Origin of the sequence: Micromonospora sp. NPDC050784, assembly GCF_044456765.1 — a bacterium.
Taxonomy (GTDB): domain Bacteria; phylum Actinomycetota; class Actinomycetes; order Mycobacteriales; family Micromonosporaceae; genus Micromonospora; species Micromonospora foliorum.
Genome location: NZ_JBITGG010000015.1, coordinates 1 through 23,151, shown reverse-complemented (window position 1 = coordinate 23,151; position 23,151 = coordinate 1). Strand labels below are relative to the sequence as shown.

Genomic DNA, 23,151 nt, shown 5'->3' with positions numbered 1-23,151 from the left:
GTGGTGCGGGCGTGTGGCGGGCGCGCCCACCACACGCCCGATCGGTGCGTGGTGCGGCGGTCGGTCAGGCCTCGGTGCCCTCGGCTTCGTCCTCCGCCCGGGACCGGCGCTCGTTGGCCACCGGACCGTTGGTCACCTCGTACTCGCGGGGGTCGGCGAGGTGCGACGGCACCCAGCCAGTGCCCAGTCGGGTCCGCCGGGCGTTGGCGATTCCACCGGTGTACGCGTGATTTCCCGTCACTGTCGTTCCCCCTCACGGATCACGGGCCGCTCTGCCCGCTCGGGACGAGTCTCCCGCTCGAGGGCTCGGGAAACCGTAATGTGGATCACTGGATCAGCGGAAGTCACGGGAGGCGGGGCTGACCGGCGGTTCGATGGCGTCCAGCCGGTCGGCGACCAGATTGGTCACCCCCTCGTGCCGCTGCAACCGCCCCCGGACCACCAGCGCGGCGCTGGTCCGCGCCACCCGTCGGTAGCGCTGCCACAGCCCCGGCGAACAGGTGACGTTGAGCATCCCCGTCTCGTCCTCCAGGTTGAGGAAGGTGACCCCGCCCGCGGTCGCCGGGCGTTGCCGGTGGGTGACGATGCCACCGACCCGGATCCGTTGCCCCGGCTCCACCCGGCCGAGCCGGGCGATCGGCACCGCACCGAGCACGTCGAGCTGACCCCGGATGAACCGGGCGGGATGGCTCTCCGGCGACAACCCGGTGGCCCACACATCGGCGACCAGCCGGTCCACCGCCTCCATCCCGGGCAGCGTGGGCGCCGCCGCCCCGGTCACCGTGCCGGGCAGCCGACCCGGCCGGTCCTGGGCCGCCGCACCGGCGGCCCACAGCGCCTGCCGCCGGGTCAGCCCGAAACAGGCGAAGGCGTCCGCGGTGGCCAACGCCTCCAGCTGCGCGGCGGTGAGACCGAGCCGCCGGGCCAGGTCCGGCATGTCCCGGTACGGCCCACCGGCGACCCGTTCGGCCTCGATCCGTTCGGCCACGTCGGCGCCGAGGGTCCGCACGCTGGACAGGCCGAGCCGGACGGCGGGGCCGCCCAGCCCCCAGGCGTGCGGCGGCTCCCCCGGCCCGCTGCCCCACCGGGTCTCCGGGGTGGACTCCAGCACCGCCACAGCCCCGCTGGCGTTGATGTCCGGACGACGGACCTCCACCCCGTGCCGGCGGGCGTCGTCGACCAGGGTCTGCGGCGAGTAGAAACCCATCGGCTGGGCGTTGAGCAGCGCCGCCAGGAACGGCGCCGGGTGGTAGCGCTTGAGCCAGGAGCTGGCGTAGACCAGATAGGCGAAGCTCATCGCGTGGCTCTCCGGGAAGCCGTAGCTGGCGAACGCGGTCAGCTTGCGGTAGACGTCGTCGGCCAGCTCACCGGTGATGCCCCGCTCGGCCATCCCGGCGTAGAGCCGGTCGGCGATGCGGGTCATCCGCTCGACCGACCGTTTGGCGCCCATCGCCCGGCGCAGCTGGTCGGCCTCGGCCGCGTCGAAGCCGGCCAGGTCGATCGCGAGCTGCATCAGCTGCTCCTGGAACAACGGCACACCCAGGGTCTTCTCCAGGGCGTTGCGCATCAGCGGGTGCGCGAAGGTCACCGGCTCCTGGCCGTTCTTGCGCCGGATGAACGGGTGCACCGAACCACCCTGGATCGGGCCGGGGCGGATCAGCGCCACCTCGACCACCAGGTCGTAGAACTCACGGGGCTTGAGCCGGGGCAGGGTGGCCATCTGGGCGCGGCTCTCCACCTGGAACACCCCGACGGAGTCGGCCCGGCAGAGCATGTCGTAGACCTCCGGGTCGTCCAGGGTCATGTCACCCAGGTCGAGGCTCTCACCGATCATGTCGTAGCCGTAGTGCAGCGCGGAGAGCATGCCCAGACCGAGCAGGTCGAACTTCACCAGGCCGACGGCGGCGCAGTCGTCCTTGTCCCACTGCAGGACGCTGCGGCCGGGCATCCGCCCCCACTCCACCGGGCAGACCTCGATCACCGGCCGGTCGCAGATCACCATGCCACCGGAGTGGATGCCCAGGTGCCGGGGGAACGTCTGCAGCTCGTTCGCGTACTCCACCACCTGCTCGGGGATGTTCTCGACATCGACCGTGGCGACCGAGCCCCACCTGTCGATCTGCTTGCTCCAGGCGTCCTGCTGCCCCGGCGAGTAGCCGAAGGCCTTGGCCACGTCCCGCACGGCCGACCGGGGGCGGTAGGAGATGACGTTGGCGACCTGGGCGGCGTGCTCCCGGCCGTAGCGGGTGTAGACGTGCTGGATCACCTCCTCCCGGCGGTCGGACTCGATGTCCACGTCGATGTCCGGTGGGCCGTCGCGTTCCGGGGCGAGGAACCGCTCGAAGAGCAGCCGGTGCCGGACCGCGTCGACATTGGTGATCCGCAACGCGTAGCAGACCGCCGAGTTGGCCGCCGAACCCCGACCCTGGCAGTAGATGTCCTGGTCCCGGCAGAACGTGACGATGTCGTAGACCACCAGGAAGTAGCCGGGGAAACCCAACTCCTCGATCATGTTCAGTTCGTGGTCGAGTTGCGCGTACGCCGTCGGGTGCGCCTGCGGCGGCCCGTAGCGCTCGTGCGCCCCGTCAGCGGTCAGCTTCCGCAGCCAGCTCATCTCGGTGTGCCCCGGCGGCACCGGGTACGCCGGTAGCTGCGGCGCGACGAGCTGGAGGTCGAAGGCCAACTCGGCGCCGAACTCGGCGGCCCGCGCCACCGCACCCGGGTACGCGGCGAACCGGGCCGCCATCTCCGCGCCACTGCGCAGGTGGGCGGTGGCCGCCGCGGGCAACCAGCCGTCGATCTCGTCCAGGCTGCGTCGGGCCCGGACCGCGGCGACGGTGGTGGCCAGCCGCCGTCGGCCGGGGCTGGCGTAGTGCACGTTGTTGCTGGCCACCGTCGGCAACCCGGCCGCGGCGGCCAGATCGGCGAGCGCGTCGTTGCGGTCGGCGTCGATGGGATGGCCGTGGTCGGTCAGCTCCACGGCCACCGTCTCCGCGCCGAAGAGCGCGGTCAGCCGGTCCAGCTCGCGGGCCGCCGCGTCCACCCCCTCGGTGAGCAGCGCCCCCGGCACGTGCCCCTTGCGGCATCCGGTCAGCACCAGCACATGGTCACGCAGCTCGGCGGCGACCTCCTCCAGGTCCCCGTAATCCGGGCGGCCCTTCTCCCCGCCGCGTAGCTGGGCGCGGGCGATGGTGGTGGCCAGCCGGGCGTACCCCTCGTGGCCGTGCGCGAGCACCAGCAGGTGCGCGCCGTGCGGGTCGGGCTCGCCGTTCTGCGGGCCGGGCAGGCCGAGGGACAGCTCCGCGCCGAAGATGGTCGGCAGGCCCAACGTACGAGCCGCCTCGGCGAAGCGGACCACCCCGTAGAAGCCGTCGTGGTCGGTGACGGCGAGCGCGGTGAGCCCCAGCCGCGCCGCCTCCTCGGCCAGTTCCTCCGGGTGGCTGGCGCCGTCGAGAAAGCTGAAGTTGGTGTGCGCGTGCAGCTCCGCGTAGGGCACCACGCCGTCGGGGCGGGTCAGCTCCGGCGGCTGGTACTGCTCGCGGCGGCGGCTCCAGGCCGGGGAGTCGCCGCCGTCGGCGTCCACGGCGAGCGGGTCCACCACGTGCAGGTGCCGCTCCTCGCGCGACCGCCCGCCGCCCGACCGACCGGAGCCGCCGCTGGCCCGCCCGGAGAGCACCCGCTCCAGCTCCGACCAGGGCATCTTCGGGTTGTGGAAGCTCATCGAGCGTCCGCCTCCGACCTGGGGAGCATCGACTCAGTCATAGATCGCCTCCACCAGCCACTGCCCGGCCTCGACGGCCAGCAGCAGGGCGGCACCGTCGGCCAGGCTGACCTGGAACCGGGCCCGGCGGCGGGCCTCGGCCGGCGCCCACCACCGCTCGTCCACCGGCCACGGGCCGGCCCAGCCCACGATCTCCGCCGGCTGGCCGGTGCCGACCACCAGCCGGGCCGGTGGGGCGCTCACCACCAACCGAGCGCTGATCACCACCGGCTCACCGGCGGCGTCGTGCACCGTCGCCGCGAGCGGGCTGGGCAGCACCACCGCCGGCGCGGGCGCCGGCAGCCGGCCCGGCCACGGCGGAACCGCGCCCGCACCGCGGTCCGCCGGCCGACCGCCGACGGCCCGGTCGGCACCGCTGGTGACCGGCCCGCCGGGCAGCGGTGCCGGGCCGGGGCGGGCGGGGAGGCGTTCGTCGCCCCACGGCACCAGTCGCACCTGGTCGGCCGGGGAGCGCCCACCACCGAGCACCGCGGTGACCACCGCTTCCGGGCCGAGGATGCCCTGCACCCGGCTCAACGCCCGGTGCGCGCGTTCCCGTTCCTCGCCGGTCTCCCCCCAGAGGCCGGCCTGCAGACCGGCCTGGGCGATCACCCCGTCCGGGATCAGCCGCAGCCGGATGATGCCGGCCGTCGGTCGGGCCGGTCGGGCACCGGCGCGGCCGTTGCTGCCGGAAAGCCACCCGTCGAGCTGCCAGCGCACCCGGTCGGCGATGGCCGCGGCGGTGAGCAGGCCATCGTGCCGCCACACCCGGTGCAGCTCCTGCCCGTGCTCGGTGACCGCCTCGATGCCGAGCCGGGTGCAGGCAAGCCCGTGCCCGGCCAGCCGCTCGTGCAGCTGCTCAGCCAGCGCCCGGGCCACGAACGCCGCCGCGTCGACCCGGTCGATCGGGTCGTCGTGCTGTGCGGTCACCGTCAGGTCGGCCGGCGGCTGCCGGACGGCGAGTGGGCGGTGGTCCCGCCCGGCGGCCAGTCGATGGGCCAGCGCACCGTCGAACCCGAACCGGGCCAGCACGTCGCCGGCCGGCAGGGCGGCGAAGTCGCCGAGGGTGCGTACCCCCAGTCGGCGCAGCAGGTCGGCCAGCGCCGACCGGCCGAGCGCCTCGACCGGCAACCCGGCCAGGAACTCCGGTGTCCCGCCGGGTGCCACCACCCGACCGCCGCGCGCGGCCAACCCGGCCGCGAACACCCCGTCGGCGATGCCGACCTGGCTCTCCACCAGGCACGACTGGGCCACGTGCTCGATGATCCGCTCGGCGGCCGCCTCCTCGCCGCCGAGGTAACGACCCGGCCCCCGGGCGGTCACCGCGCAGGCACCCGGACGGACCACCTCGACGCCGGCGACCAGTTCCTCCACCGCGGCGACCACCGGCTCGAACGCCCGGGCGTCCCGACCGGGGTCGTACTCCACGACGGTGAGCTGCGGGCAGCGTCCCTGCGCCTCCCGCTTGCGCAGCCCTCGACGCACCCCCTCGGCGCGGGCCCGCTCGGAGCAGGCGACCACCCGGTTGGCGTGCAGCACGGCGACCGGGCCGGTCGCCGGCACCCCGTCGACGATCTCAGCGGCGAGCACCGGCCAGTCCGGGCACCACAGCAGCAGGGTCCGTGGCGGCGCGCCGCTCACCCCCGACCGACCAGGGCGAGTGGCGCGGCCGATCGGCCCACGGGCGACGGCAGCGTACGAGGGATCACCCGGGTCAGCTCGTCACCCGGGAGCCAGACCTTGATCTCCTTGGGTCGGGCGGCCGCCCCGCGCCCGCGCGCCGAGACGGTGATCTCCCGGCGGCGCAACCGCCCCCGGCCCAGCCCGAGCCCCTCCCAGACTCCACGGACCACCTGCAGCGTCACGTCCGCGCCGTCCCACCGGCCGTACGGGACGAGGACGCTGCCGCGCTGCCGGGCCCGGGCGGCCAGCCGGGTGGCGACCGAGGCGGAGACCGTCGACGGCACGGTGGTGACCACGACGTCCACCCCGTCGATCAGCGCGGCGACCACGGTGGCCCACTCGGGGCCCGGGTTCGGCACCAGGGCCAACCGGTCCAGGGCGATGCCCAGCTCAGCGGCGGCGCCCGCGCCGAACGTCGGCACCCCGACCACGGCGCACCACGAGCCGGCCCGGGACGCCTCGGCGAGCAGGGCCAGCATCAGTGAGGTGCCGCCGCTGCGGCGGGGCTGGCCGGCGGCGACCGCGATGGTGCTGCCCCGGCGCAGGCCCCGGTTGGGTAGCAGACCGGTCAACTCGGGCACCACCGGCAGCACCCGGTGCCCACCGACCGGGTCGGGTGCGCTCGCCGGGCGCACCAGATCGGCCAGCGCGGCGGAACCGACCACCATGCGGCCCGCCATTGGACCAACTCCCCCGTCGTTGCTGTGGATCAGATCAGGACCGGCACGCCGCGCCACCGGCCGCCCGGCTCCCCCCGCGAGGCGGCCGGTGGCACGGCGGGATCAGGCGGCCAAGCCGTCCAGGGCCGGTTGGTGGGCCACGCCGAGGGCGGTTTCCACCACCGTGACGAACTGTTCGGCGGCGCGGAGCAGATCGTCGGCCTCCCGGGCGCTGACCACCCGGGGGATGCCGGCCTCGGCGGCGGCGCGTTTGCTGGCGCCCGCGGCGAAGAACCGGGACCACTCGTCGAGCTCCGGAGCGACGGCGCAGAGGAGGACCCAGACACTGGTGATCCGGTTGCGCCGACTCGGCGCGGGTCGGGCCCGGGCGGCGAGCAGGGCCGCCGCCGCGCGCAGGGCAGCCAGGTGGGCAGCCGCGTAGCGCAGGCCGTCAGGTCGGGTCTGGGCGGCCTCGACCAGCCCACGGCGGGCCAACGTGAGGAGCTGGGCGGGGGTGCGGTGCGGCAGCACGTGCGCCGGCACCGTCGGTGCCTGAGCCGGGTTGGTCGGCATGGATGTCTCTCCTCCACGTGGCCGAGACGTCACTCCGGTGGCTGGTGCCACCGACGAGACGCCGAGGTCGGGGTGGTGCGGAGGAAGACGCACCGGGTGTGGCCGGCCGGGTGTGGATGCTTCCCCACACCACACCCGGCCGGCGGACCGGCGGGTGCGTCGCCCGCTGCCCGGGGGTCGTGGGCGGCGGGCGACGCTCCTGCCTGTTGGGACCAGGCTCGCGACTGCCCGGAAACCCAGGTGCGGCCCGCGGAGCCGCACCGCCCGGAGGTGGCGCCGCGAAACGCCGCGCTCCGGCTGGTTGGAACGGGCGTTCGAGGCAATCGAACACTCGTTCTAACTGCTGCTGACAGTACACCTCCCCTCCGACGAAAATGCAACGTGTGACGCGCTGAGCGTGCCGGTCGGCTGAACCGGCCACCAGCGGACCGGGAAGAATGGCGGGATGCAGCCACACCCGAACGTACGGGCGGTGCAGGACGCGCTCACCGCCGCCGGCACCCTCGACGGCGCCGGTGAGCCCAGCATGGTCCGCCTGCTGCCCGACGCGGTGCACACCGCCGCGGCGGCCGCCGAGGCGCTCGACGTCGAGGTCGGTCAGATCGCCAACTCACTGATCTTCGACGCGGACGACACGCCGCTGCTCGTCCTCACCTCCGGCGCGCACCGGGTCGACACCGCCGGCCTGGCGGCATCGATCGGCGTCACCCGGCTGCGCCGGGCCACCCCGGAGTTCGTCCGGGCCCACACCGGACAGCCGATCGGCGGGGTCGCCCCACTCGGGCACCCGCGCCCGCTGCGCACCCTGGTGGACACGGCGCTGGCGGCGTACCCGGAGATCTGGGCCGCGGGTGGCGTACCCCAGGCGGTCTTCCCGACCACCTACGCCGAACTGCTGCGGGTCACCGCCGGCACCCCGGCCGAGGTGGCGTGAGCGAGCAAACCAGCAGGCACAGCAGCGACGCGCCCGCGCCGCCGCTCGGCGGAGGCGTGAGCGAGCCGGACGAGCGGACCAGCAGGCACGGCAGCGCGGCCCCGGAACTGGTCACGCTGCACGTGTGGCGGACCTCCCGCGGCGCGCTGCCCCGGGCGCTGACCCGGATGGCGCTGGACCCGCGCCGGTTGCGCGCCCTCCCGGGCGTGCGTTTCGGCAAGCTGCTGGGCACCGGGACCGGCACCGACTTCGGGCCGAGGGACGCCGACCTGACCCGGTGGGCGGCGCTGACCGTCTGGGACTCTCCCGCCGCGGCGGCCGACTTCGACGACTCGTCGGTCGGGCGGGCCTGGGCGGGCATCGCCCACGCCCAGGCCCGGCTCGACCTGCGCCCGCTGACCAGCCGGGGCGAGTGGTCCGGTCAGCGGCCGTTCGGCGACCCGCCGGGCGGCCGGGTCACCGGCCCGGTGCTGGCACTGACCCGGGCCCGGCTGCGGGCCCGCCGGGCGGCCACCTTCTGGCGGGCGATCCCGCCGGTGGCCGCCGCCCTGCGCGACGCGCCCGGGCTGCTGGCCCGGTTCGGGGTCGGCGAGGCCCCGTTGGGTTGGCAGGGCACGGTGAGCGTGTGGCGCGACCCGACGGACCTGGTGGCGTTCGCGTACCGTCACCCGGAGCACCGGGCGGCGATCATGCGAACCCCCACCGCGGGCTGGTACGCCGAGGAGCTGTTCGCCCGGTTCGAGGTGCGCGACGTGGTCGGTGACCGGTCGGTGCTCGGGTGGGTCGCCGACGGCGGCCCGGAAACAGTGAAGGGTGGACGGGCATGAGGTTGGTGCGCTGGACGCCGGACGATCTCGTCCGGCGGCTGGACGACGTGGTGGCCGTCTACGGCGAGGCGATGGGATACCGCACCGACCTGCTGGAGGCCCGGCGCGGTTACATCGCCACCCACGTCCGCCGGCCGGGTTTCCGGGCGGTCGCCAGCCTGACCAGTGAGGGGCACCTCGCCGGCTTCGGCTACGGCTACCTGGGCGCCTCCGGTCAGTGGTGGCACGACCAGGTGCACCGCGCACTGGACGCCCCGACCCGCACGCGCTGGCTCACCCACTGCTTCGAGGTGGTCGAGCTGCACGTCCGGCCACCGGCGCAGGGGCACGGCCTGGGCACCGGTCAGCTGCGCGCGCTGCTCGGCATGGCGGAGGGCGACACCGTGCTGCTGTCCACCCCGGAGGCCGACGAGCAGACCTCGCGGGCCTGGCGGTTGTACCGACGGTTCGGTTTCGTCGACGTGCTGCGCGACTTCCACTTCCCCGGCGACGAGCGACCGTTCGGCGTACTCGGTCGGGATCTGCCACTCGAGCCACCGGCGTCATGACCCGGCGGATCTCCTGGACGCTGCTCGCCGTCCTGGTGCTCGCCCAGATCTGCTACCCGCTCACCACCGGCGCCACCCGGGCCGGGCTCACCGTGGCCACCGTCGTCCTCGGTTGGCTGCTCTCGGTCGGCCACGCGCTACTCAGCCGGGGCCCACGGGTGGCGGCGGCGCTGGTCGCGGTGGCCACCGGCGGCGGGTTCGCGATCGAGGCGATCGGGGTGGCCACCGGGGTGCCGTTCGGCAGCTACGACTACTCCGGCGAGTTGGGCCCCAAGTTGGCCGGCGTGCCACTGATCATTCCGCTGGCCTGGACCTGGATGGCCTGGCCGGCCTGGCTGGCAGCGGTCCGGCTGACCGGCGGCAACGCCGCAACGACCGGCGGCAACGCCGTAACGGCGGGCGGCAGCGGGTTGACAGCCGGCGGTGGGTCGACGGTGCGGCGATGGGTGGCGCGGCTCGCGCTGGCCACGGTGGGGCTGGCCGCCTGGGACCTCTTCCTCGACCCGCAGATGGTGGCCGAGGGCTACTGGGTCTGGCGCGACGCCACCCCGGCCCTGCCCGGCCTGCCCGGCATCCCGGTCAGCAACTACCTGGGCTGGCTGCTCTTCGCGGTGCTGATGATGAGCGCGCTGCGCCCGCTGGCCGGGTCGGCCGTCGAGCACACCGACCGGCGGGACCACCCCATGGTCGCGCTCTACCTGTGGACGTACTTCTCCAGCATCCTGGCCCACGCCGTCTTCCTCGACCTGCCCGCCTCGGCGCTCTGGGGCACCGCCGGCATGTCGGTGACCGCCGTACCCCTGGCGGTGACCCTGCTGCGTGCCCGCCGGGGCGGTGACTCCGGTCGGGAGGCCCACCAACCACACCGCCCCGGCGTCGACGCGACCCGATGACCGTCCTGCTCGCCCTGCTGGTCGCCACCGCCGCGTTGACCGGGCACACCTGGCTCAACGCCGCCCGCTGGCTGCGTCGGCCCACCGACCGGCCCGACGACGTCGACGAGCCGGTGGCCGTGCTCCTGCCGCTGCGCGACGAGGCCACCCGGGTCACGCCCTGCCTGCGCGCCCTGCTGGCCCAGCGCGGCGTACCCGGGCTGCGCGTCGTGGTCCTCGACGACGGGTCCACAGACGGCACCGCCGACGTGGTCCGCGCGGTGGCCGGCGACGACCCCCGGGTCACGCTGCTCGCCGGGGTCGCCCCGCCGCCGGGCTGGCTGGGCAAGCCGCACGCCTGCTGGCAGCTGGCCACCCGGGCCGACCCGGACGCCACCGCGCTGGTCTTCGTCGACGCCGACGTGGTGCTCGCCCCGCACGCCGTGGCCGCCGCCGTCACCGAGTTGCGCGCCGCCCGGGTGACGCTGCTGTCGCCGTACCCCCGGATCGTGGTGGCGACGGCCGCCGACCGGTTGGTGCAGCCGCTGTTGCAGTGGCTGTGGCTGACCTTCCTGCCGCTGCGCGCGATGGAGCGCTCGCCGCGGCCGTCGCTGGCCGCGGCGGGCGGGCAGTTCCTGGTGGTGGACCGGGCCGGCTACACCACCGCCGGCGGGCACGCCGCGGTCGCCGACAAGATCCTGGAGGACGTCGAGCTGGCGCGGGCGGTCAAGCGGGCCGGCGGGCGGATCGCCCTGGCCGACGGCTCCCGGCTGGCCACCTGCCGGATGTACGACGACTGGCCGCAACTGCGCGACGGGTACTCGAAGTCGCTCTGGGCGTCGTTCGGGCACCCGGGCGCGGCGGCGGCCGTGGTGGCGGCGCTGCTGCTGCTCTACACCGCCCCACCGCTGATCGCGCTGACGGTCGCCTCGACAGCTCCCCGGATGTCAATGGTTGCGCTCATCGCATACCTGCTCGGGGTGGCCGGGCGGGTGCTCACCGCCCGCGCGACCGGTGGCCGGTGGTGGCCCGACGCGCTCGCACACCCCGTGTCGGTCGTGGTCCTCGGTTGGCTGACCCTGCGGTCGTACCATCTGCGAAAGCGACGCCGCCTGACCTGGCGGGGCCGCCCGGTCAGCTAGGGAGGACGCGGCATGGCGCGGATCGTGGTCGTCGGCGCCGGGGTGGGTGGCCTCGCCACCGCCGCCCGGCTGGCCGCCACCGGGCACCAGGTGACCGTCTTCGAGCGGGCCGACACGGTCGGCGGCAAGCTCGGCCGGTACGCGCACGACACCCCGGCCGGGTCGTTCCACTTCGACACCGGGCCGAGCCTGCTCACCCTGCCCCAGGTGTTCCACGACCTGTTCGAGGCGACCGGGGCGAAGCTCGACGAATACCTGGACCTGGTCCCGCTGGACCCGATCGTCCGGCACGTCTTCGCCGACGGTGGCCCGACCCTGGACTCGTGCGCCGACCCGGTGGAGTTCACGGCCCGGGTCGGGGCCGCCTTCGGTGACCGGGCGGCAGCGGACTGGCAGCGGTTGTGGCGCCGGGCGACACGCGTGTGGCAGGCCTCCTCGCGGGACATCCTGCGGCGTACCGTCGGCTCTCCCCGCGACCTCGCGTCGCTGGCCTGGCGCGTCGGTGACCTGGCCGCCATCGCCCCGGGCCGCAGTCTGCGCGGCCTGGGCCGCCGACACCTGTCCGACCCGCGGTTGCGGATGCTGCTGGACCGGTACGCCACCTACACCGGCGCCGACCCACGTCGGGCACCGGCGGCGCTGGTCGCGGTCCCCTACGCCGAGTTGGCCTTCGGCGGTTGGTACCTGCGCGGCGGGCTGGGCACTCTCGCCGACGCCCTGCTGACCCGCTGCCTGGACCTCGGCGTGGTCGTGCAGACCGACGCCACTGTCACCCGGATCGACGCCACCGGCGGCCGGGTGCACGGGGTACGCCTCGCCGGCGTCACCGCCCCGGTGCCCGCCGACGTGGTGGTGGCCAACGTGGACGCGCTCACCGTCTACCGTGACCTGCTGCCGCACCCGCGTCGGCTGGCCGGGCTGACCGACCGCAGCCTCGCCGGTTTCGTACTGCTGCTCGGCGTCTCCGGCAGCACCGGGCTGGCCCACCACAACGTCTTCTTCCCGGACGACTACGACGCCGAGTTCGACGCGGTCTTCGGCGACCCCGGGCGGGGCGTACGGGCCCGGCCGGCGGCCGACCCGGCGGTGTTCGTCACCGTGGCCGACGACCCGATGGTCCGCCCAGCCGGACACGAGGCGTGGTTCGTGCTGGTCAACGCCGCTCGGCAGGGCACCGCGGCGGGCGCGGTGGACTGGCGACGCCCGGGGCTGGCCGACGCGTACGCCGACCGGATCCTGGACGTGCTGGCCCGACGCGGAGTGGACGTGCGCGACCGGCTGCTGTTCCGCGAGATCCGCACCCCCGCCGACCTGGACGTGGCGACCGGCGCGCCAGGTGGCTCGATCTACGGCACCGCCGGTGGGCTGCTCCGCCCGGCCAACCGGGGCCCGGCGAACGGGCTGTGGCTGGTGGGTGGCTCCACCCACCCGGGCGGCGGGTTGCCGATGGTGACCCTCTCCGCCCAGATCGTCGCCGACGAGATCGGCCCCGCCTGGTAGGCCCGTCAGCCGGCGTCAGTTCCGGCGCGTCTGTTTCAGCCGCCATCTGTTCCCGGCGCGTCTGTTCCCGGCGCGTCTGTTCCCGGCGCGGCCGGGTGCGCGGCTCAGCCGGCGTCGAGCAGGGCGCGGCGGATGCTGGAGAGCAGTTGTCCCAGGCCGAAACCGGCCAGCAGCACCCAGACCGCGGTCGCCATGGTGATGGTGCCGGCGGCCAGGTCCGGCTCGATCAGCCCGGCCAGCCCGGCGACCAGCAGGCCGGCCAGCGCCACCGAGACCCGGGTGGGGCGTTCACCCACGGTCACCGCGCCGATCTCCCGCATGCCGGCGGCGACCGCCCGCGCTCGGACGTACTCGTGCAACCAGGACAGCGCGCCGGCCGCGACGACAAGCCCACCCGGCGCGCCCACCAGCCAGAACGCCAGCAGCCACGCCACCTCACCGAGCCGGTCGGCGACCGAGTCGTAGACGTAGCCGAGCCGGGTGGTGCGACCGGTGGCGACCGCCACCGCACCGTCCACGCTGTCCGCCACGGCGGCGAGCAGCACGAACAGCGCGCCGAGGAACGGCCCGCTCCCCGGCCGGCCCACCAGCAGCGGTACGCAGAAGCAGAGCAACACCCCGACCACGGTGACCGCGGTGGGGCTGACCCGCAGCCGACCCAGCACATATCCGACGTGGTACGCGAATCGCAGCCAGGCGCGCACCACCGGCGCCGCGACCCGAGGGTCGAACCCGCCGTGCAACCGCGCCCACGCCGTGGCGTACTGATCCCAGTTCAGCTGTGTGCCCACCACGGATCAACCGTCGTGCCGGGCAACAGGTGTCGCAGGCGCAGCGTTCACACGCGGGCGCCGGCCTTCAGGTTCTGCCAGACCTCGCGGGTCGCGGTGGACCGGTTGAGGGTGATGAAGTGAATTCCGGGCACGCCCTCGTCCAGCAGCCGGCGGCACATCTCGCTGGCCTGCTCGATGCCGAGCCGGCGGACGGCGTCCGGGTCGTCCGCGACGCGTTCGAAGCGGGCCGCCAACGCCGGTGGGAACGGCGCACCGGAGAGCTGCACGGACCGCTCGATGGTGCTGAACTGGGTCACCGGCATCACGCCGGCCAGGATCGGGGTGTCACAGCCGGCAGCGGCCACCCGGTCACGTAGCCGTAGGTAGTCGTCGGCGTCGAAGAACATCTGCGTGACCGCGAACTCCGCGCCCGCCCGACACTTGCGGACGAACTGGGCGGTGTCGCTGGCCACGTCGGGCGAGCGGGGGTGCTTGTACGGGAAGGCCGCCACACCGACGCTGAAGTCGCCGGCGTCGCGCACCAACCGGACCAGGTCCTCGGCGTAGTCCACGCCCTCGGGGTGGCGGATCCACTCACCGCCCGGGTTGCCCGGGGGGTCACCACGAATGGCCAACACGTTGCGCACCCCCACCCCGGCGAGCCGGCCGACCACGTGCCGCAGCTCGGCGACGGAGTGGTTGACCGCGGTCAGGTGGGCCATCGGCAGCAGGGTGGTCTCGGTGGCGACCCGCTCGGTCAACGCCACGGTCGTGTCCCGGGTCGAGCCGCCGGCGCCGTACGTGATCGACACGAACGACGGGCGCAGGGACTCCAGCTCGCGGATGGCCTGCCAGAGCAGCTGCTCCCCCGCCTCGGTCTTGGGCGGGAAGAACTCGAACGAGAAGGTCGGCTGGTGCTCACGGATGAGCTCCCCGATCGCCGGCTGCGGATTGGGGAGTATCGAGGGGAGACCGAGCGCCACGACCCGACTCTAGCGGTCGACGGCACCAGGACCCAGGCCCTTCCCACCCAGCGGCCGGTCCGGCCCGGTCCGTGCGATCGGGTGGGCGGTGCCGCCCGGGGCGCACCGCGCGCCCCGACCGGGTGGGCGGTATCACCCCGAGCGCCCCGACCCGGTGGGCGGTGTCGCCCCGCGCGCCCCGACCCGGCGGGCGGAAAGGCGTCGTACCTGCGAGGTAGAACGGGGCGGTGCGGGAGGGGCGGCGGGGGTGGCCCCGGTTCCCGTGCGGGGGTCAGCAACCGAGCGGTGACGCCGGTCCCGTCCGGTCGGGCGGGTGGGTCGTCACCGCACCGACGCCCGCCAGGAGGACCCATGATCCCGCCCGCATCGCCGCGCCCCACGCAGCTCGGGCCGCTGCTGGCCCGGCGCCGACTGGCCCGGGGCTGGAGCCAGCAGCGAGCCGCCGCCGAGCTGTGTGCCGCCGCCGGGGTGCCGACGCTGAGTCGGCACGAGATCTCCCGGTGGGAACGACAGCGTCGCGTGCCGGGCGGGTTCTGGCTCGGCTGGCTCGCCGTCGTCCTGGACGTGCCGCTGGTAGCGCTTGCCGAGGCCGCCGCGGCCACCCGTCGGGCCGGCTCGACGCGGGCCACCGGGCCGGGTCGCGCCGCGCCGCACGGCGCGCGACCGGCTGGGCGGACGGGCCCCGGCCGCACCGGCGGCACTACGCGTGGCGGTGGAGCACGAACCATGACGACCGGCTAGCGTCGGGGCGTGACCCACGCTGCTCCCGTGTCCCCCGTCGACCGCGCCGGCCTGCGGGAGCGGGTGGACAAGGCGCTCACCGAGTTCCTGGCCGGCCAACGGGTCCGGCTCGCCGCCGTGGACGACGCGCTGGGTCCGGTGGCCGAGGCGATCGAGGCGTTCGTGCTCGGTGGCGGCAAGCGGCTGCGTCCAGCATTCGCGTACTGGGGGTTCCGGGGGGCTGGCGGGGTGGACGACGACCAGGTGATCACCGCCCTGGCCGCACTGGAGTTCGTCCAGGCCAGCGCCCTGATCCACGACGACCTGATGGACCGTTCCGACACCCGTCGCGGCGAGCCCGCGGTCCACCGACGCTTCGCCACCCGGCACCGGGAGGCCGGCTGGGGCGGCGACCCGGACGGTTTCGGCGACGCCGCTGCCATCCTGCTCGGTGATCTCTGCCTGGTCTGGTCCGACGAGCTGCTGCACTCCGCCGGCCTGGACCTGTGGTCGTTGGCCCGGGCCCGGCCGGTCTTCGACGAGATGCGCACCGAGGTCACCGTCGGGCAGTACCTCGACGTGCTGACGCAGGTCACCGGGGACACCTCGGTGGAACGGGCCAGCAAGGTCGCCCGGTACAAGTCCGCGAAGTACACCGTCGAGCGTCCGATGCTGCTCGGCGCCGCGCTGGCCGATGCGCCAAAGGACGTGCGGACGGCCTACTCGGCGTACGGGCTGCCGTTGGGTGAGGCGTTCCAGCTCCGCGACGACGTGCTGGGGGTCTTCGGTGACCCGGCGCTGACCGGCAAGCCAGCCGGGGACGATCTACGCGAGGGCAAGCGCACCTACCTGGTGGCGGCGGCCGTGGAGGCCACCGACGACGCGGGCCGCAAGCTGCTGCTCAGCCGGCTCGGCGACCCGGAGCTGGACGAACGGGGGGTGGCCCGGCTCCGCGAGGTGATCTCGGGCAGCGGGGCGCTGGCCCGTACCGAGCAGCGGATCGTCACACTCACCGACACCGCCCTGGCCGCACTGACCGCCGTCGACCTGGACACCGAGGCCCGCCAAGCCCTGGTAGACCTGGCCATAGCCGCAACCCGCCGAGCCGACTAACCCCTCCCCCACCCCCGGGCCCTGAGCCCGACCTCCGGGTGATCATGAGGTTAGCGGCGCGACACGCCGAGGCGGAGGTCGCCAACCTCATGATCAACGCGGGTAAGCGGGGGAAGAAGGGTGCGGGTTAGAAGCCTTGGGCTTGGGCTCGGCGTTTCACCTCGCGGGCCTGGTCGCCGGAGAGGGCGGCGGCCGGGGTGGCGCCCGGGAGGGTGTCGTCCGGCTCGTAGAGCCAGCGCAGAACGGCCTCGTCGTCGTAGCCGTTGTCGGCGAGCAGGTTGAGCACGCCGGGCAGGTGCTTGAGCACGGTCTGGTTGGCAACCAGGTCCGCCGGGATCCGGCGAACGCCGTCGCGGCGGACCGCCAGCAGTTCCCGGTCACGGATCATCTGGTGCACCTTGCTGATCGACACGTCGAGGCGTTCCGCAACGTCGGGCAGGGTCAACCAGCCGGCCGGGTCGGTGGGGCCGGCGAGCTCCAGGCCGGGCGCGGCCTGGTCGGGTACGGGTTCGGTCACCCGACCACCCTGCCACGCCGCCGCCGCGACGAGCCACCGGCACCCCGGGAGACCCATCGGCGCCCACTCTCCTGATCGCCGCTGACCAGCGAATGAGGGGCGGCGAGCGCGGCGGGACGGACCGGTTGGGCGTACGGCTGTAGCATCCTGTTCATCCTTCACCCCCTGGACACATAGACTGCCTGCCGATGGACACTCAGGTCGCCGACACGTTGCTGGGCTCGCTGATCGACGGGCGCTACCGCATTCGCGGTCGCGTGGCCCGTGGTGGCATGGCGACCGTGTACACCGCCACTGACGAACGCCTTGAGCGCACCGTGGCTGTCAAGATCATTCACCCGACCCAGGCGAGCGAGGCGCGGGCCCGGATCGCCAACTTCGTGGCCCGGTTCACCGACGAGGCGAAGACCATCGCCCGGTTGACCCACCCGAACGTGGTGGCGGTCTACGACCAGGGCACGCACGCCGGCCTGCCGTACCTGGTGATGGAGTACGTCCGTGGCCGCACGCTGCGCGACGTGCTGGCCGAGCGACGCCGACTCAACCCGGACGAGGCGCTGGCCATCGCCGAGCAGATGCTCGCCGCGATCGCCGCCGCGCACCGGGCCGGTCTTGTGCACCGCGACGTCAAACCGGAGAACGTGCTGGTCGCGGAGGCGCCCACCGGTGGCGTCGCCAACCTGGTCGACAGCGTCGTGAAGGTGGCCGACTTCGGGCTGGCCCGGGCGGTCGAGGCGAGCGCCGACGAGGAGCAGGGCAACCAACTGATGGCCACCGTGGCGTACGTCGCCCCGGAGCTGGTCACCGAGGGCCGCGCCGATCCGCGCACCGACGTCTACTCGGCCGGCATCGTGCTGTTCGAGATGCTCACCGGCCGCGTGCCGTACGACGGGGACCGCCCGGTGGACGTCGCCTGGCAGCACGTCGACCGGGACGTGCCGGCGCCCTCGACGCTGGTGCCGGGCCTGCCGTCGGTCCTCGACGACCTGGTGCAGCGGGCCACCCGGCGTGATCCCGGCGCGCGGCCCGCGGACGCCGGCGCACTGCTGTCCGAGGTGCAGGTGGCCCGGGATCGCCTGGGTGACGCCAACAGCCACACCGCCGTACTCCGTCCGGTCAGCGGCGCGCCGTCGCTCTCCCAGCCGACCATGATGGTCGCGACGGTCCAACCGCCCAACCGCCCGTCGTGGGCGCGACTGCCGGAGGGCGCCAGCAGCCAGGGGCCGGGCCGACGTAGGGCCGCCCCGGAGCCGGCGGAGGGCCTCGGCGCCCGGCTCGCCGCGCTGCGCAGCACGGTGCTGAGCAACCCCCGTGGCCGGCTGGCCGTCGCGGCCGTGGTGGTGACGCTGGGCCTGGTGGCCGCGATCGGGGGTTGGTGGTTCGGCGTCGGCCGCTACACGGACGCTCCGCAACTGGTGAGCCTGAGCAAGGCCGAGGCGCAGGCGCAGGCCGACCGAGCCGGGCTCGTCCTCAAGTTCGCTGAGCCGCGCTTCGACGAGAAAGCCCCGAAGGACAGCGTGCTGGGGCAGAGCCCGGCGTCCGCTGCCAAGATCGTCAAGGGTGGCACGATCACCCTGACCCTCTCCCTCGGCCCGGAGCGTTTCCCCGTACCGGACGTGATCGGCAAGGAGTTCGAGCTCGCCGAGGCGGACCTGGTCAACGCGAAGCTGGTGGTGGCCAAGGGCACCGCCCGCTATGACGACAGCCTGCCGGCCGGGGTCGTGGTGGACAGCTCGCCCAAGGTGGGCGCCGAGGTCAAACCAGGCGCGAAGGTCACCCTCATCCTGAGCCGGGGCAGGGCACCGGTGACGGTGCCGAACCTGGTCGGCAAGAGCCTGACCGACGCCCGGACGACCCTGGCCCAGCTCAATCTGGTGTTGGTGGAGACCTACAAGGACTCCGACAAGCCGAAGGACGAGATCCTCGGTCAGAGCCCGGCCGATGGTGCCGGCGTGGAGAAGGGCACCACGGTCAAGCTGGACGTCAGCAAGGGGCCACCGCTTGTCGTCATGCCGCGGGTGATCGACCTGCCGTGCCAGCAGGCCAAGCAGGCGTTGGAGGGCCAGGGCTTCCCGGTGACGGTGGCGATCAACCCGAACGCCGTGGTCCGGATCCAACTCCCGGGCGAGAATTCGCAGGTGGCACCCGGCACCCCGGTCACCCTGACGTGCTTCTGATGTCGACGATCTCCGGGCGGCCGGTGGGCACGCACACTCCGACCTCGGGTGGGCTGGCGAAGGCTGCCCTTCCGTACGCCGACACGACCGGTGCGCGGGTGGTGCAGGTCTACGTCTCCAACTCGCGTGGCTGGGCACTGCCCGACGGCGACCCCGCGCAGGACGCCCTGTTCCGCGACGGTTGCGCCGAGCGGGGCATTCCCGCGTTCATCCACGCCTCGCTGCTGGTCAACGTCGGCTCGCCCACCCCGGCCACGGTCGAGAAGTCGGCCCAGACGCTGGCGCACGCGCTGCGTCGGGGCGTGGCGATCGGCGCGCGGGGGGTGGTGTTCCACGCGGGCAGTTCGGTGGACGAGGGGCACGCCGAGGCGGCGATGCGACAGGTCCGCGAGGTGTTGCTGCCGCTGCTCGACTGGTCCGCCGAGGCTGGCGGGCCGATGTTGCTGGTCGAGCCGAGCGCCGGCGGTGGCCGGTCACTGGCCTCCCGGGTGGAGCAGCTCGGGCCCTATCTGGACGCGGTGGACCGGCACCCCATGCTCGGGGTCTGCTTCGACACCTGCCACGCCTGGGCTGCCGGCCACGACCTGGCGGCCGAGGGCGGCATGACGGCGACCCTGGACACCCTGGTGGCCACGGTCGGCGCGGACCGGCTGCGGCTGGTCCACGCCAACGACTCGAAGGACCTGTGCGGCTCCACCCGGGATCGGCACGAGAACATCGGCAAGGGCACCATCGGCGAGCCCGCCTTCGCCGAGTTGATGGCCCACCCGGCGACCGCCGGCGTCCCGATCGTCGTGGAAACCCCCAGCGAGAAGCACATCGGCCACACCGCCGACATCACCACCCTCACCCGCCTGTCCCACCCCTGACCCAACCTTGTTGATCAAGAGGTTTGCGTCATCCGGGGACCGGAATCCGACGCGAACCTCTTGATCACCGAGGTGAATGGGGGCCGGGGCCGGGGGGTGGGGGTGGGGTTAGGCTGCGGCGAGGATGCGGGGTAGGGCTGCCAGGGCGCGGTCGATGTCCGCGTCGCTGAGGCCCAGGTGGGTGACCAGGCGGGCGGTACGGGGGCCGAGCACCGAGATCAGTACGCCCTCGGCCCGCGCCGCGGCGGCCAGGGCCCGCGCGTCCAGGGTGTGCTTGGTGAGGTCCAGCGCCACGATGTTGGTACGGACCGTGGTGGCCAGCACACCGAACGGCGCCACCGCCTCGGCGAGCCGGGCCGCCTTCGCGTGGTCGTCGGCCAGCCGGTCGATGTGCTGCGCGAGCGCGTACCGACCGGCGGCGGCGAGAACGCCGGCCTGGCGCATGCCACCGCCCATCCGCTTGCGGATCAGCCGGGCACGTTCGATCTTCTCCGCGCTGCCCACCACCAGCGAACCGACCGGCGCGCCGAGCCCCTTGGAGAGGCACACCGACAGCGTGTCGAAGAGCCGACCGTACTCGATCAGCGGCACCCGGTCGGCGACGTGCGCGTGCCAGATCCGGGCGCCGTCGCAGTGCAGCGCGACGCCCGCCTCGTCGGCGACCCCGCGCAGGTCCCGTAGGGTCGCCAGCGGAATCACCCCGCCGCCACCGCGATTGTGGGTCTGCTCGACGGCGATCGCGCGGGTGGGGACGGCGAAGTAACCGTCCGGCCGGATCATTCCGGCCACCACCTCCGGGTCGATGTCCGCGCCCACCGCGGGCCAGGTCCGCGAGGAGATCCCGCCGTACGCGGCCGCGGCGCCGATCTCGTACGTGACCACGTGCGCGTCGGCGTCGCAGAGCAACTCGTCGCCGGGCGACACCAACAGTTGCAGGGCGATCTGGTTCGCCATCGACCCACTCGGGGCGAACAGCGCCGCCTCGTGCCCGAACAACGCGGCGACCTCGGCCTCCAGCGCGTTGACGCTCGGATCCTCTGCGTACACGTCGTCGCCGACCTCGGCGGTGGCCATCGCCTCCCGCATCCCGGCGGTGGGTCGGGTCACCGTGTCGGACCGCAGGTCCACGAACAGATCAGGCATTGTCATCCCTTCGGCTGCCGACTGCGGGGCTCGCAAGCTCACTCCTCGCGTCAGCCATGGTCATCGCTCCGACTTGCCGACTGCGGGGCTCGCAAGCTCACTCCTCGCGTCAGCCATGGTCATCCCTCCGACTTGCCGACTGCGGGGCTCGCCAGCTCAGCCACGGAGCATCTCCGCCACGAGGAACGCCAACTCCAACGACTGCTGGGTGTTCAGTCGCGGGTCGCAGGCGGTTTCGTACCGGTCGGGCAGGTCGAGGTCCTCGATGCCCTGGGCGCCGCCGAGGCACTCGGTGACGTCCTCGCCGGTCAACTCGACGTGCAGGCCACCGGGGTGGGTGTCCAGCCCCCGGTGCACCTCGAAGTAACCGAGCACCTCGTCGACGATGCGGTCGAAGTGCCGGGTCTTGTAGCCGTTGGACGACTCGTGCGTGTTGCCGTGCATCGGGTCGCACTGCCAGACCACCTTGGCGCCGGCGGCGGTGACCTTGGCGACGATCGGCGGCAGCGCGTCGCGTACCCGATGGTTGCCCATCCGGCTGATCAGGGTGAGCCGACCGGGGATGTTGTCCGGGTTGAGCTTCTCGCACAGCTCGATCGCCTCGTCCGGGGAGGTGGTCGGGCCGAGCTTGACCCCGATCGGGTTGGCGATCCGGGAGATGAAGTCGATGTGCGCGCCACTGATCTGCCGGGTGCGCTCGCCGATCCAGAGGAAGTGCCCGGACAGCCCGTACGCCCGACGGTCGGAGACCCGGGTGAGCGCCCGGTCGTACTCCAGGGCGAGGGCCTCGTGGGAGCAGTAGAGCGTGACGGTGCGCAGCGCCTCGTCGTCGGTCATGCCGCAGGCCCGGATGAAGGCCAGCGCCCGGTCGATCTCCCGGGCGATCGCCTCGTAACGCTCCCCCGCCGGGGAGTTCTTCACGAAGCCCTTGTTCCAGTCGTGCACGGCGTGCAGGTCGGCGAGCCCACCGGCGAGGTACGCCCGGAGCATGTTCATCGCCGCCGCCGAGTTGGCGTACGCGCGGATCATGCGCTGCGGGTCGGCGACCCGGGCGGCCGGATCGGCCTCCAGCGAGTTGATCATATCGCCGCGGTACGCGGGCAGGCCGCGCGCGTCGGTCGGCAGCGAGCGGGGCTTGGTGTACTGCCCGGCGACCCGGGCGACCTTGACCACCGGCAGCGACGCGCCGTAGGTGAGCACGATCGCCATCTGGAGCAGGGTGCGGGCGTTGGCCAGCAGGTGGCTCTCGGTGTTGTCCACGAACGTCTCGGCGCAGTCACCGCCCTGCAGCAGGAACGCCTTGCCCTCGCAGACCAGGGCGAGCTTCTGCCGGAGCTGGTCCACCTCGTAGGGCGCGACGACCGACGGCACGGTGTCGAGGACCTTGCAGACCGCGGCCACGGCAGCCGGGTCCGACCACGGCGGGACCTGCTCGCGGGGCAGCTCCCGCCATCGGTCCAGGCCGAGCGCGGCGTCCTCGGCGGAGTCGACTGTCGGTCGGCTGGTCTGCAGGCCCGGGCTGCCCACCGCGGGATGGCTCAGCTGATGCCACTCATGGCGCATGACAGAAAGCGTACGGCGACGGTCGGGGTGCCCGGGCGGCGAGGGGGACGGTTCCGGCAGATGGGAGATCAAACTCCCGGGCTCTGCTCAGGACGCGGTGGGGGCGACCCCTCAGGACGCGGTGGCGGCGACGCTGGCGACGGAGTGGCCGACCTGCCCGGCGCTTCCCCGGCGATGCACCAGTCGCTCCCGTCCCGGGTGACGGTGAACACCAGCGGTCGGGCGACGGTGCGCTTGCCGACGGTGACCGACACCGAGACGCTGACCTCCTGCCCCTGCGGACCGGACCGGACGCCGGTGATGGCCGCCTCGGGCACCTGGAAGTGATCGGCGAAGTCACCGTTGGGGCCGGTGGCGCCGAGGTCGAAGTCGTCCTGCAGCAGAGCGCAGAGCTGACTCCGGCCGGCGGCGACGTCCTTGGCGGTCATCGCGTCGAGGTACGCCTGCACGCGCTCCCGGGAGCGGGTGGCGGCCTCCTCGGCGGGGGCTCGGGCCGGCTTGGTGGCGGACTTCTCGTCGTCCTCGTCGCCGATTCCGCAGCCGACCAGGGCGACCGGCAGCAGCACCAGCCCGGCGGCGGTCGCCGCCAGCCTGCGGTGGGTTGGGCGCATGATCACCTCCGTCGGCGGTGAGATCGAGACGTGCCGAGCCGCGAGTCTGCCACATCCAGCCGACCGAGCCCAACGGCGGCGGGGGCGGGGGGGCGCGGGGGGGGGGGCGCGCCCGCGGGGGGCGGGGGGGGGGCCCGCCGGCCCGGGCCCCCCCCCCCCGGGGGGGGGGGGGGGGGCGACCGGC

21 protein-coding genes are annotated in these 23,151 nt (G+C 73.9%); 10 read left to right on the top strand and 11 right to left on the bottom strand.

Translation table 11 applies throughout. The features are described from left to right. Window positions 1–64 precede the first annotated feature (64 nt). From ACIBD9_RS20685 to ACIBD9_RS20665, 5 genes are all read right to left on the bottom strand, one after another. Window positions 65–241, bottom strand: a complete 177-nt coding sequence (locus tag ACIBD9_RS20685; protein WP_167492956.1) for a hypothetical protein — start codon at window positions 239–241, stop codon at window positions 65–67. A gap of 93 nt (window positions 242–334) precedes the next feature. After that, window positions 335–3,721 (bottom strand): error-prone DNA polymerase, encoded by a 3,387-nt coding sequence (locus ACIBD9_RS20680; RefSeq protein WP_396719862.1) that lies wholly within the window; start codon window positions 3,719–3,721, stop codon window positions 335–337. Window positions 3,722–3,754: 33 nt separating this feature from the next. Beyond that, on the bottom strand, window positions 3,755–5,401 hold the full coding sequence (locus ACIBD9_RS20675) for a DNA polymerase Y family protein (protein WP_396719860.1): 1,647 nt from the start codon (window positions 5,399–5,401) through the stop codon (window positions 3,755–3,757). Further along, the gene (locus tag ACIBD9_RS20670) at window positions 5,398–6,123 is read right to left on the bottom strand and encodes a hypothetical protein (RefSeq protein WP_387176172.1); all 726 of its coding nucleotides are present in this window, start codon (window positions 6,121–6,123) and stop codon (window positions 5,398–5,400) included. The genes ACIBD9_RS20675 and ACIBD9_RS20670 overlap by 4 nt, the downstream gene beginning before the upstream one ends. Before the next feature lie 102 nt (window positions 6,124–6,225). After that, the gene (locus ACIBD9_RS20665; protein WP_387176171.1) at window positions 6,226–6,675 is read right to left on the bottom strand and encodes an SAV_6107 family HEPN domain-containing protein; all 450 of its coding nucleotides are present in this window, start codon (window positions 6,673–6,675) and stop codon (window positions 6,226–6,228) included. Between the two features lie 445 nt (window positions 6,676–7,120). On the opposite strand from ACIBD9_RS20665, the gene ACIBD9_RS20660 reads away from it, so the two are divergent. The 6 genes from ACIBD9_RS20660 to ACIBD9_RS20635 are packed head-to-tail and all read left to right on the top strand — an operon-like array spanning window position 7,121 to window position 12,498. After that, window positions 7,121–7,609 (top strand): YbaK/EbsC family protein, encoded by a 489-nt coding sequence (locus ACIBD9_RS20660; protein ID WP_396719857.1) that lies wholly within the window; start codon window positions 7,121–7,123, stop codon window positions 7,607–7,609. Window positions 7,610–7,665: 56 nt separating this feature from the next. Then, window positions 7,666–8,436, top strand: coding sequence for a monooxygenase (locus tag ACIBD9_RS20655; RefSeq protein ID WP_396720103.1), 771 nt, complete (start codon window positions 7,666–7,668; stop codon window positions 8,434–8,436). Further along, complete coding sequence (locus tag ACIBD9_RS20650; RefSeq protein WP_124817698.1) at window positions 8,433–8,984, top strand: GNAT family N-acetyltransferase; 552 nt, start codon at window positions 8,433–8,435, stop codon at window positions 8,982–8,984. Before ACIBD9_RS20655 ends, ACIBD9_RS20650 begins: the two co-directional genes overlap by 4 nt. Beyond that, window positions 8,981–9,877: a carotenoid biosynthesis protein gene (locus ACIBD9_RS20645; RefSeq protein WP_396719855.1), complete on the top strand. Its 897-nt coding sequence runs from the start codon at window positions 8,981–8,983 to the stop codon at window positions 9,875–9,877. Before ACIBD9_RS20650 ends, ACIBD9_RS20645 begins: the two co-directional genes overlap by 4 nt. Continuing rightward, window positions 9,874–10,998, top strand: a complete 1,125-nt coding sequence (locus ACIBD9_RS20640) for a glycosyltransferase (protein WP_396719853.1) — start codon at window positions 9,874–9,876, stop codon at window positions 10,996–10,998. Before ACIBD9_RS20645 ends, ACIBD9_RS20640 begins: the two co-directional genes overlap by 4 nt. Before the next feature lie 12 nt (window positions 10,999–11,010). Continuing rightward, window positions 11,011–12,498, top strand: coding sequence for a phytoene desaturase family protein (locus ACIBD9_RS20635; RefSeq protein WP_396719851.1), 1,488 nt, complete (start codon window positions 11,011–11,013; stop codon window positions 12,496–12,498). Between the two features lie 104 nt (window positions 12,499–12,602). On the opposite strand, the gene ACIBD9_RS20630 is transcribed toward ACIBD9_RS20635, so the two are convergent. Together ACIBD9_RS20630 and metF are read right to left on the bottom strand one after the other, a co-directional pair. Beyond that, a complete protein-coding gene (locus ACIBD9_RS20630) occupies window positions 12,603–13,292 on the bottom strand; it encodes a CDP-alcohol phosphatidyltransferase family protein (RefSeq protein WP_396719849.1) in 690 nt (229 codons plus the stop codon). A gap of 44 nt (window positions 13,293–13,336) precedes the next feature. After that, window positions 13,337–14,254 (bottom strand): methylenetetrahydrofolate reductase [NAD(P)H], encoded by a 918-nt coding sequence (metF, locus tag ACIBD9_RS20625; protein WP_387176160.1) that lies wholly within the window; start codon window positions 14,252–14,254, stop codon window positions 13,337–13,339. 351 nt (window positions 14,255–14,605) lie between these two features. Here metF and ACIBD9_RS20620 point away from each other — a divergent pair, with 351 nt between their 5' ends. Continuing rightward, window positions 14,606–14,995 carry a helix-turn-helix domain-containing protein gene (locus ACIBD9_RS20620; protein ID WP_396719846.1) on the top strand — a complete coding sequence of 130 codons (390 nt, stop codon included), beginning with the start codon at window positions 14,606–14,608 and terminating at the stop codon, window positions 14,993–14,995. A gap of 9 nt (window positions 14,996–15,004) precedes the next feature. Then, entirely contained in the window at window positions 15,005–16,087 is a 1,083-nt protein-coding gene (locus ACIBD9_RS20615) for a polyprenyl synthetase family protein (RefSeq protein WP_396719844.1), read from the top strand. Between the two features lie 127 nt (window positions 16,088–16,214). Here ACIBD9_RS20615 and ACIBD9_RS20610 read toward each other — a convergent pair whose 3' ends face one another. Continuing rightward, a complete protein-coding gene (locus ACIBD9_RS20610) occupies window positions 16,215–16,604 on the bottom strand; it encodes an Rv2175c family DNA-binding protein (RefSeq protein WP_357278159.1) in 390 nt (129 codons plus the stop codon). A 188-nt stretch (window positions 16,605–16,792) separates the two neighbouring features. On the opposite strand from ACIBD9_RS20610, the gene pknB reads away from it, so the two are divergent. After that, the gene (gene pknB, locus ACIBD9_RS20605; protein ID WP_396719842.1) at window positions 16,793–18,781 is read left to right on the top strand and encodes a Stk1 family PASTA domain-containing Ser/Thr kinase; all 1,989 of its coding nucleotides are present in this window, start codon (window positions 16,793–16,795) and stop codon (window positions 18,779–18,781) included. Then, window positions 18,781–19,650, top strand: coding sequence for a deoxyribonuclease IV (locus tag ACIBD9_RS20600; RefSeq protein WP_396719840.1), 870 nt, complete (start codon window positions 18,781–18,783; stop codon window positions 19,648–19,650). Before pknB ends, ACIBD9_RS20600 begins: the two co-directional genes overlap by 1 nt. A gap of 108 nt (window positions 19,651–19,758) precedes the next feature. Here ACIBD9_RS20600 and ACIBD9_RS20595 read toward each other — a convergent pair whose 3' ends face one another. From ACIBD9_RS20595 to ACIBD9_RS20585, 3 genes are all read right to left on the bottom strand, one after another. After that, the gene (locus ACIBD9_RS20595; RefSeq protein ID WP_396719838.1) at window positions 19,759–20,793 is read right to left on the bottom strand and encodes a threonine aldolase family protein; all 1,035 of its coding nucleotides are present in this window, start codon (window positions 20,791–20,793) and stop codon (window positions 19,759–19,761) included. Between the two features lie 156 nt (window positions 20,794–20,949). Further along, the gene (locus ACIBD9_RS20590) at window positions 20,950–22,356 is read right to left on the bottom strand and encodes a class II 3-deoxy-7-phosphoheptulonate synthase (protein ID WP_112725193.1); all 1,407 of its coding nucleotides are present in this window, start codon (window positions 22,354–22,356) and stop codon (window positions 20,950–20,952) included. 68 nt (window positions 22,357–22,424) lie between these two features. Continuing rightward, window positions 22,425–22,967, bottom strand: a complete 543-nt coding sequence (locus ACIBD9_RS20585) for a hypothetical protein (RefSeq protein ID WP_396719835.1) — start codon at window positions 22,965–22,967, stop codon at window positions 22,425–22,427. Between the last annotated feature and the right edge of the window lie 184 nt (window positions 22,968–23,151).

Excerpts from the sequence above, each read along its gene's own strand:
- ACIBD9_RS20660 (WP_396719857.1), top strand. The coding sequence starts at position 7,121 with ATGCAGCCACACCCGAACGTACGGGCGGTGCAGGACGCGCTCACCGCC.
- ACIBD9_RS20620 (WP_396719846.1), top strand. The coding sequence starts at position 14,606 with ATGATCCCGCCCGCATCGCCGCGCCCCACGCAGCTCGGGCCGCTGCTG.
- ACIBD9_RS20640 (WP_396719853.1), top strand. The coding sequence starts at position 9,874 with ATGACCGTCCTGCTCGCCCTGCTGGTCGCCACCGCCGCGTTGACCGGG.
- ACIBD9_RS20585 (WP_396719835.1), bottom strand. The coding sequence starts at position 22,967 with ATGCGCCCAACCCACCGCAGGCTGGCGGCGACCGCCGCCGGGCTGGTG.
- ACIBD9_RS20645 (WP_396719855.1), top strand. The coding sequence starts at position 8,981 with ATGACCCGGCGGATCTCCTGGACGCTGCTCGCCGTCCTGGTGCTCGCC.
- ACIBD9_RS20590 (WP_112725193.1), bottom strand. The coding sequence starts at position 22,356 with ATGCGCCATGAGTGGCATCAGCTGAGCCATCCCGCGGTGGGCAGCCCG.
- ACIBD9_RS20665 (WP_387176171.1), bottom strand. The coding sequence starts at position 6,675 with ATGCCGACCAACCCGGCTCAGGCACCGACGGTGCCGGCGCACGTGCTG.
- ACIBD9_RS20600 (WP_396719840.1), top strand. The coding sequence starts at position 18,781 with ATGTCGACGATCTCCGGGCGGCCGGTGGGCACGCACACTCCGACCTCG.
- ACIBD9_RS20635 (WP_396719851.1), top strand. The coding sequence starts at position 11,011 with ATGGCGCGGATCGTGGTCGTCGGCGCCGGGGTGGGTGGCCTCGCCACC.
- ACIBD9_RS20680 (WP_396719862.1), bottom strand. The coding sequence starts at position 3,721 with ATGAGCTTCCACAACCCGAAGATGCCCTGGTCGGAGCTGGAGCGGGTG.
- ACIBD9_RS20650 (WP_124817698.1), top strand. The coding sequence starts at position 8,433 with ATGAGGTTGGTGCGCTGGACGCCGGACGATCTCGTCCGGCGGCTGGAC.
- pknB (WP_396719842.1), top strand. The coding sequence starts at position 16,793 with ATGGACACTCAGGTCGCCGACACGTTGCTGGGCTCGCTGATCGACGGG.
- ACIBD9_RS20670 (WP_387176172.1), bottom strand. The coding sequence starts at position 6,123 with ATGGCGGGCCGCATGGTGGTCGGTTCCGCCGCGCTGGCCGATCTGGTG.
- ACIBD9_RS20595 (WP_396719838.1), bottom strand. The coding sequence starts at position 20,793 with ATGCCTGATCTGTTCGTGGACCTGCGGTCCGACACGGTGACCCGACCC.